Here is a 20005-nt window from a genome sequence, read left to right on the forward strand (position 1 = left end):
TGCCCGGTATCCGGTAAGGGCCGCAGCCTGTGCTGCATTCCAGACACCCCGAGACGGACAGTCACGCGATTTACAACATAAAACATAAAAACGTGGCCCAACATGGGCGAACGCCTGCACTACAACGGACTCGCGCCTGTGGGCAGACTGGATATCTGCCGTCCGGGCCCGGGCCTGAAACTTTTCTGGCTACCGCCTGCATACAGCGCACTGTTTGCAGGTGTATCCTAGAGGATTGCCTGGTCAGCCTCTGTCGAACACGAACCGGGCTGTTGCCCATGTTGCTTTTGCAACGCTTGTGATCATGCTGACCCTGTATTCGTTGTGAATTTTGCGTGTTTTTGCTGGCTCGCAGCGCCCTGAAGCGTTTTCTTCAATCTTGGAGCAGACTGGCCTGACCTCTTGCTTGACTCATCCGTTCTGAAGATTCAGAAGGCCTGAGAAAAGCCAGCCAAACCAGGAGAACCTAGATTTAATGCGGTAAACAGCGTCTTGCGCTGCCTGCACCGCCTTGCTGGGACAGCCGCCAGATCGCCCCAAACGGGACTGTGCGTAACTGCAAAATTCACAAAAGCCTATAATTCTACTATTTTTCAATAGACCTGTTCAAGTTGCCATGAGTATTCTCGTCACAGACCCCACTGATCTCGAAAAAATGCGCGCTGCGTGCCAGACCGCGGCATCCATCCTTGATTACCTGACTCCCTTTGTCAAAGCAGGTATCACAACCGGCGAACTGGATCGCCTGTGCATGGAGCGCATCAATGAGCTGGGAGTCAAGTCGGCCACCGTGGGTTACGCCCCCCCTGGCTACCCGCCCTTTCCAGGCTCTATTTGCACCTCCGTCAACCACGTTATCTGTCACGGCATTCCCGGCGATAAAGTGTTGAAAAATGGCGACATTCTGAATATGGATGTCACTATTATTCAAGACGGCTGGTTTGGCGATACCAGCCGCATGTTCTATGTGGGTGAACCCAGCATCCTGGCCCGCCGCCTGACCGAAACCACCTACGAATGCATGTGGTTGGGCATTGACCAGGTCAAACCCGGCGCCACCTTGGGTGACGTGGGCCACGCCATTCAGCAACACGCTGAAAAACAAGGTTTTTCCGTAGTGCGCGAATACTGCGGACACGGTGTGGGCCGAAAATTCCACCAGGATCCACAAGTGCTGCATTACGGCAAGCCCGGCACAGGCGTGAAGCTGGAAGCGGGCATGATCTTCACCATTGAACCCATGATCAACGCTGGCCGTCGCGAACTGCGTACCCTGGCTGACCAATGGACCGTGGTGACCCGAGATCACAGCCTGTCGGCCCAATGGGAACACGCGGTGCTGGTCACGGATACCGGCTATGAAGTGCTGACCGTCTCGCCTGGCATGCCTGCCCCTCCCGCCATCATCAACAAGAGCTGAACCATGTCCTTCCTGGCCCAGCTTCGCGACAGAATTGCTTGCCGCCGGGCTCGGGCCTACGCACGCTTCAGGCAAGACCTGCATTGCAATCGTTTGCTCAAAAGCCTGTGCCAGATTTGCGACCAAGGCCTGCGCGAACTTCTGGATCGTTACCCCCTGCCCCGCCAAGCCAGCTTGGCGGCCCTGGGCGGATATGGTCGCGGGGAACTGTATCCGCACTCGGATGTAGATCTGCTGATCCTGCTGCAGCGCGAACCAAACGCAGAGGACATAGACCGGATTCAGGCACTGGTTGCTGCCTTGTGGGACATTGGTCTGGCCCCCAGCCACAATGTCGCCACGCCTGCCCAATGCCTGGAGCAGGCCAGCCAGGACATCACCACCGAAACCGCCTTGCTGGAAAGCCGCTGGTTGGCGGGTTCCCAGTTGCTGCTGCGCCATACCCAACGGCAATTGCAAAGCCAGATGGACCCGCAGGCTTTCTTTTTAGCCAAACAGGCCGAACAGCAACAGCGTCATGCGCACCTGCAAGACACGCCCTATTCTCTGGAGCCCAATTGCAAAGAATCGCCTGGTGCCTTGCGTGACTTGCAGGTGCTGCTCTGGATGGCACGGGCAGCCGGTTTGGGGCGCACCTGGCTGGATGTTGCACAATCCGAGCTACTGACCGCGTCCGAGCTCAAGGCCCTGCAACGCGTGGAAGCCGCCTTCAAGCGTCTGCGTATCGAGCTTCATCTACTGACCGGCCGCGCTGAGGACAGATTGCTATTTGACTTGCAGCCGCGTCTGGCAGAAATCTACGGTTTTCACCCCACCGCCACCCGACGCGCCAGCGAACTGCTGATGCAGCGTTACTACTGGGCCGCCAAGATTGTCAGTCAGCTGAATCTGATCTTGATGCGCAGCATCGAGGAACACTTGTTTCCGCAAACTGATCAGGAACCGCTGGTGTTGGACAGCCACTTCCAGATTCATCATGGACAACTGGAACTACGTCAGCCGGATGGCTTCGAGCAAGACCCCTCTCTCATTTTTGTGGCCATGCTGCATTTGCAGCAACAAGCTAATCTGCGTGGCCTGAAAGCCGATACCTTGCGTGCTCTCTGGCACGCCCGCCGCCTGATCGATGCCAAGTTCCGAGCCGAACCTGGGAATCGACGTCTTTTTCTGGAAATTCTGCAGCAGAACAAAGGGATCGTGCATACCTTGCGTTTGATGAATTTGCTGAACCTGCTGCCCCGCTATTTGCCGGTATTTCGACGTGTCGTCGGACAAATGCAGCACGACCTGTTCCACGCCTACACCGTGGACGAGCACACACTGAAAGTCATACGCAATCTACGCCGCTTCACCATGGCCGAGCACAGCGAAGAGTTGTCCATGGCCAACCAGCTAATGAGCGGTTTTGATCGCCACTGGCTGCTGTATATCGCCGCCCTCTTTCACGACATTGCCAAGGGACGCGGCGGGAATCACTCCGAGCTGGGAGCCCAGGACGCATTGGCCTTTTGCCAGGATCACGGCCTGATGCCCGTGGACGCAGAACTGGTGGTGTTTCTGGTCCGAGAACACCTGAGCATGTCTCAAGTCGCTCAAAAACGCGATTTGAGCGACCCGAATGTGATTTTCCAGTTCCTGCAAACCGTCGGCACCGAACGCCGCCTGACCGCCCTGTACCTGCTGACCGTCGCTGACATTCGCGCCACCAGTCCCACCGTCTGGAACTCCTGGAAAGGCAAGCTGCTGGAAGACCTGTACAACCTGACGCTGGCAGCCTTAGGTCGCGACGCCAAGGACGGTGTTTCCGTGCTGGATCAGCGCAAGCGTGACGCCGCCGGTGAAATACGCCTGGCCGGTCTGCTGGACGATGCGCGTGAAGACTTTTGGCAATGGCTGGACAAGCCCTATTTTTTGCGTCACGACGCCAGCGAGATCGCCTGGCACACCATTCAGTTGTATCACCAGTCCCACAGTCTGACCCCTGTTGTGCGCATACGCCCCGCCGGACAAACCGACGCCCTGCAGGTGCTGGTCTACAGCAAGGACGCCAGCCGCCTGTTTTTACGTATCTGTCGTTACTTTGACAGCCAGGCCGTCAGCATCCAGGACGCACGCATTTATACCACCCGCCACGGCTGGGCACTGGATAGCTTTGTCGTGATGCTCCCGACCTACGATCACGCCCTGCGGCGTGATCCCTTGCTGATCGAAACCGAGCTGTGCCAGGCACTACAGCAGGATTGGCTCCCCAACGAGCATCCTCACGATCCCTATCGCGACATACGCTCGCGCCGGGCCCGGGTATTCCCTATTCAACCCACCGTGGATCTGCGTCCGGATGAGCAGGGGCAGGACTGGATTTTGACCTTAAGTGCTACAGACCGGCGTGGTTTGTTGTACAGTCTCGCCCAAGTATTCGAGCACCATGATGTGCGACTGCGCTCGGCCAAAGTCATGACCTTGGGTGACCGCGTGGAAGACGTCTTCATCCTGAGTGGTGCCGCACTGGAACACAACCGTCATCAATTGCGTCTGGAGCGCGATGTACGTTTAGCCCTCTCTCAACAAGCTACCCCGTCTTAATGGAACTCTCCTCTGTCTTTGCTGATGTCAGCCGCAGCTTCCTGTTTGCATTGGCGACGCTATTGCCCATGCTGAACCCGCCTGCGGCCGCCCCCATCTTTCTGACCCTGACCGAAGGCGCCAGCGTGCCTGATCGTGCCCGCCTGGCCAAGAAAGTTGCCATCAATATTTTCATCATGCTGGCCATTGCCATGGTCGCAGGCAATATCGTGCTGAATTTCTTTGGCATTTCCCTGCCCATCATTCGTATTGGCGGGGGCTTGCTCGTCATAGGCACGGCCTGGCGATTGATCAACGCCTCGGACTTTGATGCGGCGCACGCCCAGAACATGGCCGAGTCCTACTCCTGGGAACAGATTCGCTCCAAAGCCTTCTATCCCCTGACCTTCCCCATGCTCTGCGGCCCCGGCTCCTTGTCCGCCGCGCTGACGGTAGGGGCGACCTTGCATGACAATTCGGTCACCGGCACCATGAGCAAACTGGCTGGTGCACTGCCTGCTATTGCTGCGGCCAGTTTTATTGTGTTTCTGGCCTTACGTTTTGCATCCCAATTTCTGTACAAACTGGGTAAGAATGGCACCGCTGTCGTGATGCGCCTGTCCGCCTTCATCCTCTTGTGCCTGGGCGTGCAGATTACTTGGGCCGGTTTCCATGAACTTTTCCTGGGTTTGCTGCACGAAGCCTCTACCTTTTATTCTTTAAGTTCCTCTTGATACCATGGCCGCAACCTCCCGCCAGTCCGCTGCACCCTATTATCTGATCGCCCTGCTCGCCTTCTCAGGCGTTGGTATTGCGCTGCTTTCCCAGCATGTATTCAGCATCCCGCCCTGCGCCTGGTGCGTCCTGCAACGCCTGATTTTTATCGTGCTGGGCGTGTTCAGCCTGGTCGCCGGTGTGTTGCATCAACTAGGCCATCAGCGCAGTTCTACCGTAGCCAGCTTGCTGGGTCTGGCTACCTCTGTAGGTGGCATTCTGGCCGCTTGGTATCAGGTTTCTGTGGCACAGCATTTGTTCAGTTGCGACCAGACCTTTGCTGATCGCTTCATTACCCAGTCCGGCCTGGAAAGCGGCCTGCCCTGGTTGTTTGGCATCTATGCCTCCTGCATGGACGCACGTCAACCACTGCTGGGGATTGAATATGCGTACTGGAGCCTGGCGCTGTTTGTCGTTCTGGGCCTGGGCTTGCTGCTGACCTTGTTCAAGCGTCATGGTGCTTAGCATTGGCGGCCACATGCTTCAGGCGTGGTGTGACAGCCCGGCCAGACCGCGCGCCAGCACGCCAAGAACATAGAATGATCAAGTGATGGCGTTCGCTTTCTTCCACTTGCGTAAACGTAATCGGGCATTGGCATAGGGTGATGATGTGTTGAACTGGATCATCCGACCTTGGGTGTACTTCTCATACCAAAGCATGCCATACAGCGATGCATCATTTTCCTGCTCAACAAGCGCCACAATGCGGGCATGCCCATCCGCGAATAGCCGCAGCAAGTCAGCATAGGGCAAGCCTGCGTAATCGGCATAAAATTTTTGCGCCAGCCTGCCTAACTCGTTCCACTTATAGCCAGTTTCAGGAAAATCGACCGGCTGCCCCTTTGCCTTGCCAGCACACCATTTCAGCACCAACAGATTCCATCCGATCAAATAAGCCACCAAATCGGACACACTCATCTGCGTGCCTTGCACATGCCCCACCAGCGTTGCCTCACGCGCATACTCAGGCGGCACACTGGCGAGATCCGCCATCAGTTTCTGATAGGTGGTGCGAATGGCATCCAGCAATTCCTGCTTGTTCTGTGGTACCGCCATACCGACCCTCTTTACGCTTGGACAAGGCCATCAATGAGAACACCCCAAAGCCTAGGCTGGTATCCAAGGTTTGGGGTGCCGTTCAGAAAAGCGGGTTTTCTACTCAACTACGTGCTTAAGCAATCAATCCGTCACATCCGGCACTTCACGACCGCCTTTGCGGCCTTCTGCCAACAGATTCAGATACGCCTCGTCCACATCGCCTGTCACGTACTCGCCGCTAAAGCAGGAGGACTCGAAACCAGCAAAACGTGGGTTCAAGTCTCGCAAGGATTGCTCCAGATCGTGCAGTTCCTGGTAGACCAGACCATCCACACCAATTTCCTTGGCAACCTGATCCGAATCGCGACCCGTGGCGATCAGCTCGGACACGGTAGGCATGTCAATACCGTAGACATTCGGAAAACGCACGGGTGGCGCTGCCGAGGCAAAGAACACCTTGTTTGCACCTGCTGCACGAGCCATGTCCACGATCTGGCGGCTAGTGGTACCACGAACGATGGAGTCGTCCACCAGCAGTACATTCTTGCCCTGGAACTCCATGGGAATGGCGCTCAGCTTCTGACGCACCGACTTCTTGCGCACTTCCTGGCCGGGCATGATGAAGGTGCGGCCTACGTAGCGATTCTTGATGAAACCTTCACGGTAGTTCAGGTTCAGATGCGCCGCCAACTGCATGGCCGATGGGCGGGCCGAGTCGGGGATGGGCATCACCACATCAATATCAGCCAGACGCAGGTTCTTGGCGACGTTCTCGGCCAGGTACTCCCCCATCAGCAGACGGGCGTCGTACACCGACACACCATCGACCGTGGAGTCTGGGCGAGCAAAGTACACATATTCAAAGACACAGGGGTTCAGGCGCGGGTTCTCGGCGCACTGGCGGCTGCTGAGATTGCCGTCCAGATCAATGATGATGGCCTCGCCGGGCTCAACATCACGAACCAGCTCAAAGCCGCAACCGGTCAAGGCCACGGACTCGGAGGCAACCATCCATTCTTCGCCTTTGGGGGTCACGTTGCGACCCAGGCACAAAGGACGAATCCCGTTTGGATCGCGGAAGGCAACCAGACCAAAGTTCGCAATTTGCGACACCACGGCGTAAGCACCACGGGCACGACGGTGCACGGCTGCCACGGCCTCAAACACGTCGTCCTGAGACAGCTCGGGGCCCGTGGCGGCACGTTGCAATTCGTGCGCGTACACATTCAGCAGAACCTCGGAGTCCGAGTTGGTGTTGATGTGGCGACGATCAATGGTGAACAGTTCTTCACGCAGCTCACGCCAATTGGTCAGATTGCCGTTGTGCACAAAGCTCAGACCAAAGGGGGCATTGACGTAAAACGGCTGCGCCTCCTCCACGCTCTGGCTGGAGCCTGCAGTGGGGTAACGCACGTGGCCAATACCGCTATTGCCCGGCAAGGAGCGCATGTTGCGGGTACGAAATACGTCCCGCACCAGGCCAAATGCCTTGTGCATGCTGAAGAACTGGTCATGCCAGGTCGCCAGCCCCGCTGCATCCTGCCCGCGATGCTGCAGCAAGAGCAAACTGTCATAGATCAACTGATTTACAGGGCTGCGCGCAACAACCCCTACAACTCCACACATGATTGGTTCCCGTTAGTGTGTTCTCAATAAGGCAGCCATTCTGCCAGAGACGGCGGCAGCATGGCCTTAATCGACTGCACCGCGCGGATCGCAGGTTCGGCCAGCTTGGCCTGCTCCCACCACGGTTCTTTAGGTAAATCGGTATGCCCGGCCAGAATGACCAGTATCAGCACCAGCAACACCCCGCGAGCCAGGCCAAACAGGCCACCCAGTCCGTGATCGGCAGGCGTCAAACCCGTTTGCTCGATCAGGCTGGCCAGCAGCATGTTCAACAGGCCCACCAGCAGCAAGACCATAAAAAAAACGGCTCCGTAGGCCAAAGCCGTACGTAATAAGCCGTTTTCTACCCAGACTTGTATCCAGCCTGATGTGCGTGGCCCCCACCAGATTGCGGCCATGAAAGCCAGCAAATAGGCGCTGAGCGAAAGAACTTCCTTGATCAATCCGCGTATCAGGCCCAGAAGGCCTGACACACCCACAATTCCAAGGACGATATAGTCGAAGCTGCTCACTTAGCCGAGATAAAACTGTTCTCGTAACCGAGCGAGCGCAAGCGGGCCTGGGCTGCCTGTGCCGCTTCACGAGTGGGGAATGGGCCCACACGCAAACGATAGGTTGGCTTCCCACCGCTTTGTGCCGTCTCTACATAGGCATTGGTCACACCGGCCGATACCAGCTGATCACGACGCGACTGGGCATCGTTCTGGTTGGAATAGGCGACAATCTGCAAAATGAAGTTGCCTTGCTGCGCAGCCGGCTTGGCAGCAGCAGGGGCAGGTTTGTTCGGTACACGGCCTTCCAGCAGAGCCAGCGCGTAGGAGCCGTCATCCGTACGGCCATTTTGTGCAGGCGCTGGGGCTGGCTTGGGTTTTTCGACAGGCTTGGGTTTTTCAACCGGCTTGGGCGGCTCTGGACGGGTGGTCACAGGCGGCGGTTCAGTTGGGGTGCTTGGCGTAGTCACATGTGCAGGATCGGTTTCCAGACCGGGATTGACCACAGCCAGGCCACCATCAGTACTGGTGGAAGGATCAGCGACCAGCGGCTCGTCAGGTTGCTCGATAACAGGAGCGGGCGTGCCCTCTTGCACCACCAGCTCGCCAGGGCGAGTTTGCACCGTGCCCTGCCCCGTTGTCTGGCCAATCGGCCCCAACGCCAGAGACTGCTCGGGCTCGGGCGGGGTTTTGTCGGCAGTCAGCATGGGCACCAGCACAACCACGGCCAAAACCAGAGCCAGCGCACCGATCAGACGGCGACGAGCCCGTCCACGCAGTTCCGATAATTGTGAATCGCTGGAAGCACTGCCGCGGCGACCCGACGATGAGGAAGTATCGTTACGTGAAAATAAACCCATGAGCCCTAGACCTATGAAATAAGCAGTCTTACCGATATTCAGGAAGAAGAACGGTCGTTTGCGGCTTCAAGTATCGGCCCTACTGTCGCAAACGAGCCAAACACGACAATTCTATCATTGTCACTGGCCTCTTTTAATGCCGCCTCGTAAGCGAGCTGAGGACTGTTGTAACTGGATACGACTGCTGACGCTTTACTGACTGAAGCACGCGCAACGGGTCGAACGCCCGGGCGATGCGAACTGGATTCGGCTTCGGGTGCCAGCACATCATCAGGTGTCTCCCCGCTGGCCAGCACAGAACGAACGTGATTGGCCAACTCCTCGCCCGACAGGCTGCGCGGGCCTTCCAGGCTGGCACACATCCAGTGGTCGATACGGGTAGCCATACGGGCAATCACACCATCCACATCCTTGTCCTTGTACATGCCCACGACGGCAATCGTCTTGGGGTACGGCGGCATATTGTCCAGGTTCTGTGCCAGGGCAGCGGCCGCATGCGGATTGTGGGCCACGTCAAAGATCACACAAGGCTGGCCGGGTTGAATCTGGAAGCGGCCAGGCATGTGGGCACGCAATAAACCAGCGCGTACAGCCTGCGCAGGCACAGCCAGACGTGGGTGCAGCGACTCCAGCGCAGCCAATGCCGCGGAGGCATTCAGCAGCTGGTTCGCTCCACGCAAGGCCGGGTAAGCCAGTGCGGCGCGGCGCTGGTTACGACCACCATAAGCCCATTGCTGGCGGTCGCCCGAATAGTTGAAATCTTTGCCAAACAGCCACAATTGGGCGCCAATCTCCTGGGCGTAATCCAGCATGGTCTGTGGCGGTACGGGATCCGCACAGATCGCAGGACGATCAGCACGGAAAATATGGGCTTTCTCCCAGGCGACCTGCTCACGGGTGTTGCCCAGGTATTCAGCATGGTCGATATCAATGCTGGTAATGATGGAGCAGTCCGCATCAATGATATTGACGGCATCCAGTCGACCACCCAGCCCCACCTCCAGCACGGCAACATCAACCCGCTGCTCCTGGAACAGCAACAAGGCGGCCAGCGTGGAAAACTCGAAGTAAGTCAGTGTCAGATCGCCACGGGCTTCGTTGATACGGGCAAACTGGGCCGTGATCTGAGCATCCTCGGCCATCTCGCCATTCAAGCGAATGCGCTCGTTGTAGCGCACCAGATGCGGTGAGGCATACACGCCCACCTTGTAGGCCGCCGCCAGCAAAATCGCTTCCAGCATGGCGCAGGTCGAGCCTTTGCCGTTGGTGCCCCCCACCGTAATGACAACGGAATCCAGTTTGATGTTCAGACGTTGGGCAACCTCGCGAATCCGGCCCAGGCCCAGATCAATGGCCGAGGGATGCAAAGTTTCCAGATAGGACAGCCAATCGCTCAGCGAGGAGTCGGCTTTCAGAACAGGATGAGTCATGGACAACACCAATTACAAAATAAAAACGGCAGGCGCTGATGATAGCACCTGCCGTGATCCAATACGCCTTAACGATCAGGCCAATACTGGTATTACTTGCGACGTGTGGGAGGCAAGTCCGTGCACGTCCCTTCTGCGACGGCAGCCGCCTTGCTGACGGACTCGCACAAGGTCGGGTGTGGATGGATGGATTTGGCCAGATCGACCGGGTCCACGCCCATTTCGATAGCCAGCACCAGCTCGCCAATCAGCTCGCCCGCATTGGTGCCGACGATACCGCCACCCACGATACGGTGGGTTTCAGCATCGAACAGAACCTTGGTAAAGCCTTCGTCGCGGTTGTTGGCAATGGCACGACCCGAGGCAGCCCATGGGAACACGCCCTTCTCGACCTTGATACCGTCTTTCTTGGCCTGATCTTCTGTCAGACCCACCCAGGCGATTTCCGGATCGGTGTAAGCCACCGAAGGAATCACGCGGGCATCAAAGAAGGATTTTTCACCGGCAATGACTTCAGCAGCCACGTGCGCTTCATGTTCGGCCTTATGTGCCAGCATGGGCTGACCCACAATGTCGCCAATCGCGTAGATGTGCGGCACGTTGGTACGCTGTTGCTTGTCGACCTGGATGAAGCCACGGTCTGTAACCTGCACACCGGCTTTCTCGGCACCGATCTTCTTGCCATTGGGCGAGCGGCCCACGGCTTGCAGAACCAGGTCATAACGCTGCGGCTCGGCCGGCGCGTTCTTGCCTTCGAAGGTGACCCAGATGCCGTCTTCGCGGGCTTCGGCGGCCACGGTGCTGGTTTCCAGCATCATGTGGTCGAAGCGATGCTTGTTCATCTTCTCCCAGACCTTGACCACGTCGCGGTCTGCACCCGGCATCAAACCAGTTTGCATTTCCACCACGTCCAGGCGTGCGCCCAGAGCCGAGTACACCGTACCCATTTCCAGACCGATGATGCCACCGCCCACAATCAGCATGCGCTTGGGCACAGACTTCAGTTCCAGCGCGCCGGTGGAGTCCACCACGCGTGGATCGTCAGGCAAGAATGGCAGTTTTACCGACTGGCTACCGGCCGCAATAATGGCCGAACCGAACTTGATCACTTTCTTGGTGCCGTCGTTGGCGGTCACTTCGATGTGGTTGGGGTCCAGGAACTGGCCGTTACCGACCACAACCTGAACCTTACGGCCCTTGGCCATACCGGCCAGGCCGCCGGTCAACTTGCCGATCACCTTGTTCTTGTAATCGCGCAGCGCGTCGATATCGATTTGCGCTTCACCGAACTTGATGCCGTGTGTTGCCAGGGACTTGGCTTCCTCGTAGACCGCAACGGTGTGCAGCAAGGCCTTGGAGGGAATACAACCCACGTTCAGACACACTCCACCCAAGGTGCTGTAACGCTCGACCAGCGCCACTTTCAGGCCCAGGTCAGCCGCACGGAAGGCGGCGTTGTAACCGCCTGGGCCAGCGCCCAGAACGACCACATCCACGGAATCATCCGCGCCACCCTGATGGCTGGCGGCCTGCGGAGCAGGCGCCGCGACCGGAGCGGCAGCGGCAGGAGCCGCCGCTGCTTTAGGCGCTTCTTCTTGTTTAGCGGGTGCAGCAGCAGGAGCGGCTTGGCTCTCCGACGCTTCAATCTTGGCAATGGCCGAACCCTGGGAGACCTTATCACCCACTTTGACCAGCAATTCCTTGATCACCCCTGCCTGAGCGGCAGGAATTTCCATGGAAGCCTTGTCGGACTCCACGGTGATCAGGCTTTGCTCGACTTCGACCGTATCGCCAACCTGCACCAGCACTTCAATAACATCCACCTCTCCGGAGTCACCGATATCCGGGACCGTCAGATCAATCAGACTCATGACAACTCCTTACAGTGCGATGCGACGGAAGTCGGCCAGCATCGTTGCCAGGAAGGCATTGAAACGGGCGGCGGCGGCACCATCGATAACGCGGTGGTCGTAGGACAAGGACAGAGGCAGCATCAGGCGTGGCTCAAATTCCTTGCCATTCCAGATGGGCTGCATGGAGGAGCGCGACAGACCCAGAATGGCCACTTCGGGCGCATTGATGATGGGTGTGAAGTCCGTACCGCCGATCCCACCCAGCGAGGAAATGGTAAAGCAACCACCTTGCATCTGAGCGGCGCTCAGCTTGCCGTCACGGGCAGCGGCAGCCAGTTCGCCCGTTTCACGAGCGATATCCAGAATGCCTTTCTTGTCAGCATCACGGATCACGGGCACCACCAGACCGTTGGGCGTATCCGCCGCAAAACCGATGTGGTAGTACTGCTTGAGCACCAGATTGTCGCCGTCCAGCGAGGCATTGAACTCGGGGAATTTCTTCAGGGCAGCGACGGCTGCCTTGATGACGAAAGCCAGCATGGTGACGCGAGCGCCGGACTTCTTGTATTCCTCATTCAGCTCTTTGCGCAGCGCCTCCAGAGAGGTGATATCCGCCACATCGTTATTGGTGACATGAGGAATCATGACCCAGTTGCGATGCAGGTTGGCACCCGAAATCTTCTTGATACGCGACAGAGCCTGTGTTTCAACTGGACCAAACTTGGCAAAATCGACCTTGGGCCAAGCCAACACATCCAGACCGCCAACTTGAGCAGCCGTACCAGCAGCAATAACAGGGGCAGCGCCGCCCGCCATAACCTGCTTCACAAAGCCCCGCACGTCGTCAGCCGTAATACGACCTTTATCACCCGAGCCATGAACCTTGGTCAGATCCACACCCAGCTCGCGAGCGAACTTGCGTACGCTAGGCGAAGCGTGAGGCAGATTGCGCAGGGAGCCTTCCGCCTCGGCAAAGGAAGCCGTAGGCGAAACACGCTCTGGAGCCGGCGCACCAGCACCGACCACCACCGAAGAGCTGGCAGCAGGAGCGGCCGCTGCTGCGGGGGCAGGTTCAGCTTTAGGAGCGGGAGCGGGAGCGGCTTCGGCCTTGGCGGGCGCAGGAGCTGCAGCAGCACCCTGCACGGTCAGTTCCAGAATGTCGCTACCCTGGCTGACCTTGTCACCCAGTTTCACTTTGATGGCCGTAACCACACCGGCGTGAGAGGACGGCACTTCCATGGAAGCCTTGTCCGACTCCACGGTAATCAGGCTTTGATCCACTTCAATGGTGTCACCCACTTGCACCATGATTTCGATCACGTCCACGTCACGGGCGTCGCCGATATCCGGCACCTGAACCGTCACTTGCTGTTCGCCACCGGTCAGGGCGGCTGCCGCCGCAGCGGGGGCAGCATCCGCCTTGGGAGCAGGCGCAGTTTCGGCCTTGGCAGGCTCAGCGGCAGACGCGGCCTGCGCGCCTTCGGCGGCTTCCAGTTCCAGAACCAAGCTGCCTTCCTTGACCTTGTCACCCAGTTTGACCTTGATGGACTTGACCACACCAGCGTCAGACGATGGGATTTCCATGGAGGCCTTGTCGGACTCCACCGTAATCAGGCTTTGCTCGACCTCAATGGTCTCGCCTTCCTTGACCAGGATTTCGATCACTTCGACTGCGTCGTCAGCACCGATATCCGGGATTTTGACTTGAATGATATTGCTCATGGTTCAGTCCCTTATGCGTGCTGCGGGTTGGCCTTGGAAGGATTGATGCCGTACTTGGCAATCGCCTCGGACGCTTTACTGAACGGAATCTTGCCATCCTCAGCCAGAGCGCGCAGAGCGGCCAACACCACGAAATGACGATCAACCTCAAAGTGCTCGCGCAACTTGTAGCGATAGTCAGAACGACCGAAACCATCCGTACCCAATACTTTGAAGTTGCGATCCTTAGGCACAAACGGACGAATCTGGTCACCAAAGGCCTTGACATAGTCAGTAGAGACCACGATAGGACCGTCGGTTTTGGCCAGTTGAGCCGTCACGTACGGTACGGGCAGATCCTTGCCTTCGGGATTCAACAGTGCGGCACGCTCGCAATCCAGACCATCACGACGCAGTTCGGTAAAGCTGGTCACGCTCCAGACATCCGAGCCAATGCCCCAGTCTTTTTCCAGCAGTTCCTGTGCCGCGATCACTTCGCGCAGAATCGTGCCTGAACCCATCAGTTGAACGTGCAGCTTGCTGTCCTTGGCAACCGACTTGAATTTGTACATACCGCGCAGGATGCCGTCCTCGTCGCCTTCGACCAGACCTGGCTGAGCGTAGTTCTCGTTCATCAAAGTGACGTAGTAGTAGACGTCTTCCTGATCCTGAACCATGCGCTTCAAACCATGCTGCATGATGACAGCCACTTCGTGAGCGAAGGTAGGGTCGTAGGATACGCAGTTCGGAATCAGCGAGGATTGAATATGGCTGTGACCATCTTCGTGCTGCAAACCTTCGCCGTTCAAGGTAGTGCGACCGGCAGTACCGCCCAGCACGAAACCGCGTGCCTTCATGTCACCCGCTGCCCAGGCCAGATCGCCAAAGCGTTGGAAGCCGAACATCGAGTAGTAGATGAAGAACGGGATCATGATGCGGTTGTTGTTGGAGTACGACGTGGCAGCCGCAATCCAGGAGCTGAAAGCACCCTGCTCGTTAATCCCTTCCTGCAACAACTGACCATTGGCCGTTTCACGGTAGTACATGACCTGATCTTTATCGACCGGGGTGTACTTCTGGCCTTCCGGCGCGTAAATACCGATCTGACGGAACAAACCTTCCATACCAAAGGTACGAGATTCATCAGCCAGGATAGGCACGGCACGAGGTCCCACCTGCTTGTCACGCAGCAAGGTGTTGAGGAAACGGACAAACGCTTGTGTCGTGGAGATCTCACGGCCTTCGGCAGTGGCTTCCAGCATGGGCTTGAACGCGTCCAGTGTCGGCACGGTCAGTTGCTCATCGGCCTTGGTGCGACGCTTGGGCAGGTAACCACCCAATGCTTGACGGCGGGTATGCAGGTACTGCATTTCTGGAGAATCATCCGCTGGCTTGAAGTAAGGCAGCTCTTCCAGTTTGTCGTCAGGGACCGGGATGTTGAAACGGTCGCGGAATTCGCGCACGGCGTCCAGATCCAGGCTCTTTTGTTGGTGCGAGGGGTTCTTGGCCTGGCCCACGTGGCCCATGCCGTAGCCCTTGATGGTCTTGGCCAGAATAACGGTAGGCTGACCTTCGTGCTTGGTCGCGGCGTCAAAGGCAGCGTACACCTTGTGAGGATCGTGACCACCACGGTTCAGGCGCCAGATGTCCTCGTCACTCATGCGGCTGACCATTTCCAGCAGCTTGGGGTGCTTGCCAAAGAAGTGCTCGCGAACATAGGCACCGTCGTTGGCCTTATAGGCCTGGTATTCGCCGTCCACGGTTTCTTCCATGACCTTACGCAGGATGCCTTCCTTGTCACGGGCCAGCAAGGGATCCCAGTAACCGCCCCAGATCAGTTTCAGCACATTCCAGCCAGCACCTCGGAAGGTCCCTTCCAGTTCCTGGATGATTTTGCCATTACCGCGTACAGGACCGTCCAGACGTTGCAAGTTACAGTTCACGATGAAAATCAGGTTGTCCAGCTTTTCACGTGCAGCCAGACCAATGGCGCCCAGGGATTCGGGTTCGTCCATCTCGCCGTCGCCCAGGAACACCCAGACCTTACGACCGCTGGTATCGGCAATGCCACGGGCATGCAGGTACTTCAGGAAACGGGCCTGGTAGATCGCCATCAATGGGCCCAGACCCATGGATACGGTGGGGAACTGCCAGAATTCGGGCATCAACTTGGGATGCGGGTAGGATGGCAAGCCTTTGCCATCGACTTCCTGACGGAAGTTGTTCAGTTGATCTTCGGAGATACGGCCTTCCATGAAGGCGCGGGCGTAAATACCGGGCGAGGAGTGGCCCTGGAAGAACACCATGTCGCCGCCGCGATCTTCGGTTTCAGCGTGCCAGAAGTGGTTCTGACCGCAGCCAATCATGGTGGCCAACGACGCAAAAGAGGCGATGTGCCCGCCCAGACCACCGCCATCGGGAGGGGTTTCGCGGTTGGCGCGCACCACCATGGCCATGGCGTTCCAGCGAATGTAGGAACGGATACGCTCTTCGAGCACCAGGTTGCCAGGGTGGGCAGGTTCCAGACCGGGAGGAATCGTGTTCTCGTAAGCCGTGTTGGGCGAGAACGGAATGTGAGCGCCGGAGCGACGGGCCAAGTCGATCAGCTTTTCGATCAGATCATGGGCACGGGCCGGGCCTTCACGGTCCACCACCGCCTCCAGGGCGTCAAGCCACTCTTTTGTTTCTAGGGCTTGGTCTTGACTGACCTGAGCCGAACTATTGTCTTGGGTTGAGGACATATAGTGTCTCCATATATGTGGTAGTAGTCCGGTCTTGCTCGACGCTGAGCCGCCCATCTAATAAGAAGTAAAGCGATCCTGACCGAAGCGGGTATTGCGGACTGTGAGCGTTCAAGGCGGGGTACGCCTGCACCAAACCATTCTAGGAAAGAACACTGAAACGCTCAAGCAAAATTTCATTTTATGGTATGTGTTTTCATAATACGAAATATCACTAAAAAAAATAGCCCTACATTACAATCCAGCCATACTTCTTTTCTTGCTGTTATGGCTACTCATCCCAAAAAGTCTCTGATCCCCTCAACCTTCTATGATCAGGCTAAGCAGAATCGGCGTGGATTCTATTGGCTGACACCGGTTGTCGTGCTGTTTCTCTACCTCTGTGTCATGGGGGTATTCCTGTGGCTGCAGCGTTTGCAAAACGATAGTGTCATGTTTGTGACCATCGACCAGGAAACACGCCAGCAACGCCTGATGATGGTGATTCTCGCCCTGTCCCTGGTCATTGTGGTCAGCTTGCTGGCGCTATGGCGCTATACCCGCTTTCGCACCCACGCCGAGGCAGCACAGACGGCCGAAACCGGGTTCCGGCGCGCCATGGAAAACTCCATGTCCACGGGGATGCGCGTTTTTGACATGCAAGGCCGCATTGCCTATGTGAACCCGGCTTTTTGCCGAATGATTGGCTGGAATGAGGCCGATCTGGTTGGTCGTACCGCCCCCTTCCCTTACTGGTTACCCGGTCGTCATCAACAGCATCAGGAAACCCTGGACCTTTTGCTGTCTGGCCGTACGCCCAGCAGCGGTCTGGAAGTCGAGGCTCAGCGCCGTGATGGCTCGCGCTTTACGGCCCGTATGTATGTCTCCCCCTTGCGTGCTCCCAATGGAGAGCAGATTGGCTGGATGACGTCCATGACGGACATTACTGAGCCCAAGCGTATCCGCGAAGCCCTGACCGCCGCGCATGAACGCTTCATGACGGTGCTGGAAGGTCTGGATGATGCCATTTCCGTGGTGGCCGATACATCAGATGGTCTGGAGCTGCTGTTTGCCAACCGCACCTATCGCCGCTTCTTTGGTGCCCAGTCCAATGGCCATGCTGAATTGCTGGGTGGACGCTTAGGACGTTTCACCGATGAAACGGTAGAGATTTATTCTGAATCGGCCGCCCGCTGGTTTGAAGTACACCACCGCATGCTGGCCTGGACCGATGGCCGCCGGGTCCGTCTGCAAGTAGCGCGCGACATTACCGACCGCCGCAAACACGAAGAAGCCTCGCGTATTCAGCAGGAAAAAGTGCAGCTCACCAGCCGCCTGACCACGATGGGTGAAATGGCGTCCTCGCTGGCGCACGAATTGAACCAACCACTGACGGCCATCAATAACTACAGCATGGGCGCAGTCGCCATGCTGAAATCCGGTCGCTACCAGCCTGAAACCCTGCTGGCCGCGCTGGAAAAAGCGGCCCAGCAAGCCGAGCGCGCGGGCAAGATCATCAGCCGCATTCGTGAATTTGTGAAGCGTAGCGAACCACGCCGCACCCGTGTCACGGTCATGCGTATTGTGGAAAATGCCGTCGGCTTTGCCGAAATCGACGCCCGCAAGCGCCAAATTGAAATTGAATTGAGCATTCCTGATCCGGTTCCTGACGTCATTGCCGACCCCATTCTCATAGAACAGGTATTATTGAATCTGCTCAAAAATGGGATCGAAGCCATGGAACACAGCGAACATCATGTGCTTCAATTGGTGATTACCCAACAAGAATCGCTTTTGGAGATGGCCGTCATCGATCGTGGTCATGGCTTGAAAGACCCCGAGCGCCTCTTTGAACCGTTTTACAGTACCAAGTCCGAAGGCCTTGGGATGGGCCTGAATATCTGTCGCACAATTATTGAATCGCATCACGGCCGCCTATGGGCAGTCGGCAATCCAGAGGGGGGAACGATTTTCCGTTTCAGCCTACCTTGTGCGGCCCCGGATGTAGCGGACACCCTTGATAACAAACTGGAGATACCCGAATGACCAGCCCGCAAATGCCATGCACCATTTACGTAGTCGATGACGACGAAGCCGTACGGGACTCCTTGCGCTGGCTCCTGGAAGCCAATGGCTACCGGGTCCGCTGCTTTGCTTCGGGCGAAGAGTTTCTGAGTGCCTACGACCCTACTCAGGTGGCCGTTCTGATTGTGGATGTACGTATGCCCGGCATGAGCGGCCTGGAGCTGCAGGAAGCCTTGATCACCCGCAAATCGACGATCCCGATTGTGTTCATTACCGGCCACGGAGACGTACCCATGGCGGTGAGCACCATGAAGAAAGGCGCAGTCGACTTTCTGGAAAAACCCTTTAATGAAGCTGATCTGCGCATGATCGTCAGCCGCATGATCGAACAAGCCACCACTCGAGCCTCGCAAGCGCAGGCGCAAAAAGATCAACAAGAAGTCCTGGGCCGCCTGACCGCACGCGAACAGCAAGTGCTGGAGCGCATTGTTGCCGGTCGCCTGAACAAGCAAATTGCCGGGGACTTGAACATCAGCATTAAAACTGTCGAAGCGCATCGCGCCAATATCATGGAAAAACTGGAAGTCACTACGGTTGCCGACCTCATGAAAATCGCCCTCACCAAGTCCGAGGATGCGTAAATGAGTGCTCGCATTATTGATGGAAAAAAGCTGTCCACCGCCATCAAGGCGGACGTTGCAGAACGTGTTACCAAGCTGAAACAAACCCACGGCATTCAAGCCGGTTTGACCGTGGTGCTGGTCGGTGAAGATCCAGCCTCCCAGGTCTATGTACGCAACAAGGGCCTGGCGTGTGAAGCCGCCGGTCTGAAATCCGAAATCATCCGCCTGCCTGCTGACACCACCGAAACCGAGCTGCTGGCCCTGATCACTCGTTTGAATCAGGACAGCTCGGTACACGGCATTCTGGTTCAACTGCCCCTGCCAGCCCATCTGGACGAGCACAAGGTGATCGAAACCATTGCTCCGCACAAGGACGTGGACGGTTTCCACGTCAGCAATGCCGGTATGCTCATGACGGGCAAGCCGCTGTTCGCGCCTTGCACGCCCTACGGTGTCATGAAGATGCTGGAGTCCGAAAACGTGACGCTGCGTGGCGCGGAAGCCGTGGTGGTGGGCGCCAGCAATATCGTGGGCAAACCCATGGCCATGCTTTTGCTGGCTGCAGGCGCGACCGTCACCCTCTGTAACTCCAAAACGCGTGATCTGGTCGCCCAGACCCGCCGCGCCGATGTGCTGGTGGCTGCCGTAGGCCGCCCCGGCATCATTACTGGCGATATGGTCAAGCCCGGTGCAGTGGTGATTGATGTCGGTATCAATCGTGGTGCCGATGGCAAGCTATGCGGTGACGTGGACTTTGCCAGTGCCAGCGAAGTAGCCTCGGCTATTACGCCCGTACCCGGTGGCGTCGGCCCCATGACCATTGCCATGCTGCTGGTCAACACCTTGGAAGCGGCCGAACGCTCGGCCAACATCAGTCTTTAA

At 57.4% G+C, this 20005-nt stretch carries 15 protein-coding genes; 7 read left to right on the forward strand and 8 right to left on the reverse strand.

Translation table 11 applies throughout. The features are described 5' to 3' along the window. The first annotated feature begins 616 nt into the window (after window positions 1-616). Genes map through ACDI13_RS00390 form a run of 4 tightly spaced genes read left to right on the forward strand, consistent with a single transcriptional unit; the run spans window position 617 to window position 5221 of the window. Window positions 617-1420: a type I methionyl aminopeptidase gene (gene map / locus ACDI13_RS00375; protein ID WP_316988431.1), complete on the forward strand. Its 804-nt coding sequence runs from the start codon at window positions 617-619 to the stop codon at window positions 1418-1420. Window positions 1421-1423: 3 nt separating this feature from the next. Continuing rightward, window positions 1424-4003, forward strand: coding sequence for a [protein-PII] uridylyltransferase (locus ACDI13_RS00380; RefSeq protein WP_316988432.1), 2580 nt, complete (start codon window positions 1424-1426; stop codon window positions 4001-4003). Beyond that, on the forward strand, window positions 4003-4716 hold the full coding sequence (locus ACDI13_RS00385; RefSeq protein WP_086059974.1) for a MarC family protein: 714 nt from the start codon (window positions 4003-4005) through the stop codon (window positions 4714-4716). The genes ACDI13_RS00380 and ACDI13_RS00385 overlap by 1 nt, the downstream gene beginning before the upstream one ends. A 4-nt stretch (window positions 4717-4720) precedes the next feature. Continuing rightward, window positions 4721-5221, forward strand: a complete 501-nt coding sequence (locus ACDI13_RS00390) for a disulfide bond formation protein B (protein WP_316988433.1) — start codon at window positions 4721-4723, stop codon at window positions 5219-5221. Window positions 5222-5299: 78 nt separating this feature from the next. On the opposite strand, the gene ACDI13_RS00395 is transcribed toward ACDI13_RS00390, so the two are convergent. The 8 genes from ACDI13_RS00395 to aceE form a co-directional block, all read right to left on the reverse strand. Next, entirely contained in the window at window positions 5300-5812 is a 513-nt protein-coding gene (locus ACDI13_RS00395; RefSeq protein WP_316988434.1) for a ClbS/DfsB family four-helix bundle protein, read from the reverse strand. A gap of 123 nt (window positions 5813-5935) precedes the next feature. After that, entirely contained in the window at window positions 5936-7420 is a 1485-nt protein-coding gene (gene purF, locus ACDI13_RS00400; RefSeq protein ID WP_316988435.1) for an amidophosphoribosyltransferase, read from the reverse strand. A gap of 23 nt (window positions 7421-7443) precedes the next feature. Further along, window positions 7444-7932: a CvpA family protein gene (locus tag ACDI13_RS00405; protein WP_009457028.1), complete on the reverse strand. Its 489-nt coding sequence runs from the start codon at window positions 7930-7932 to the stop codon at window positions 7444-7446. Next, complete coding sequence (locus ACDI13_RS00410; RefSeq protein ID WP_042480806.1) at window positions 7929-8771, reverse strand: SPOR domain-containing protein; 843 nt, start codon at window positions 8769-8771, stop codon at window positions 7929-7931. The genes ACDI13_RS00405 and ACDI13_RS00410 overlap by 4 nt, the downstream gene beginning before the upstream one ends. Window positions 8772-8809: 38 nt before the next feature. Then, window positions 8810-10201 (reverse strand): bifunctional tetrahydrofolate synthase/dihydrofolate synthase, encoded by a 1392-nt coding sequence (folC, locus tag ACDI13_RS00415; RefSeq protein ID WP_197313966.1) that lies wholly within the window; start codon window positions 10199-10201, stop codon window positions 8810-8812. 92 nt (window positions 10202-10293) lie between these two features. Continuing rightward, window positions 10294-12072 (reverse strand): dihydrolipoyl dehydrogenase, encoded by a 1779-nt coding sequence (gene lpdA / locus ACDI13_RS00420; RefSeq protein WP_316988436.1) that lies wholly within the window; start codon window positions 12070-12072, stop codon window positions 10294-10296. Window positions 12073-12081: 9 nt separating this feature from the next. Next, window positions 12082-13776, reverse strand: a complete 1695-nt coding sequence (gene aceF, locus ACDI13_RS00425) for a dihydrolipoyllysine-residue acetyltransferase (protein WP_316988437.1) — start codon at window positions 13774-13776, stop codon at window positions 12082-12084. Window positions 13777-13787: 11 nt separating this feature from the next. Further along, on the reverse strand, window positions 13788-16496 hold the full coding sequence (gene aceE, locus ACDI13_RS00430) for a pyruvate dehydrogenase (acetyl-transferring), homodimeric type (RefSeq protein ID WP_316988438.1): 2709 nt from the start codon (window positions 16494-16496) through the stop codon (window positions 13788-13790). A gap of 267 nt (window positions 16497-16763) precedes the next feature. Here aceE and ACDI13_RS00435 point away from each other — a divergent pair, with 267 nt between their 5' ends. The 3 genes from ACDI13_RS00435 to folD are packed head-to-tail and all read left to right on the forward strand — an operon-like array spanning window position 16764 to window position 20005. Beyond that, window positions 16764-18521: a PAS domain S-box protein gene (locus tag ACDI13_RS00435; RefSeq protein ID WP_372372583.1), complete on the forward strand. Its 1758-nt coding sequence runs from the start codon at window positions 16764-16766 to the stop codon at window positions 18519-18521. Then, window positions 18518-19141 (forward strand): response regulator transcription factor, encoded by a 624-nt coding sequence (locus tag ACDI13_RS00440; RefSeq protein WP_316988193.1) that lies wholly within the window; start codon window positions 18518-18520, stop codon window positions 19139-19141. The genes ACDI13_RS00435 and ACDI13_RS00440 overlap by 4 nt, the downstream gene beginning before the upstream one ends. Further along, entirely contained in the window at window positions 19142-20005 is an 864-nt protein-coding gene (gene folD / locus ACDI13_RS00445) for a bifunctional methylenetetrahydrofolate dehydrogenase/methenyltetrahydrofolate cyclohydrolase FolD (protein WP_316988192.1), read from the forward strand. It abuts the gene before it with no gap.

It is taken from the genome of Alcaligenes faecalis, assembly GCF_041521385.1.
Lineage (GTDB): Bacteria > Pseudomonadota > Gammaproteobacteria > Burkholderiales > Burkholderiaceae_B > Alcaligenes > Alcaligenes faecalis_E.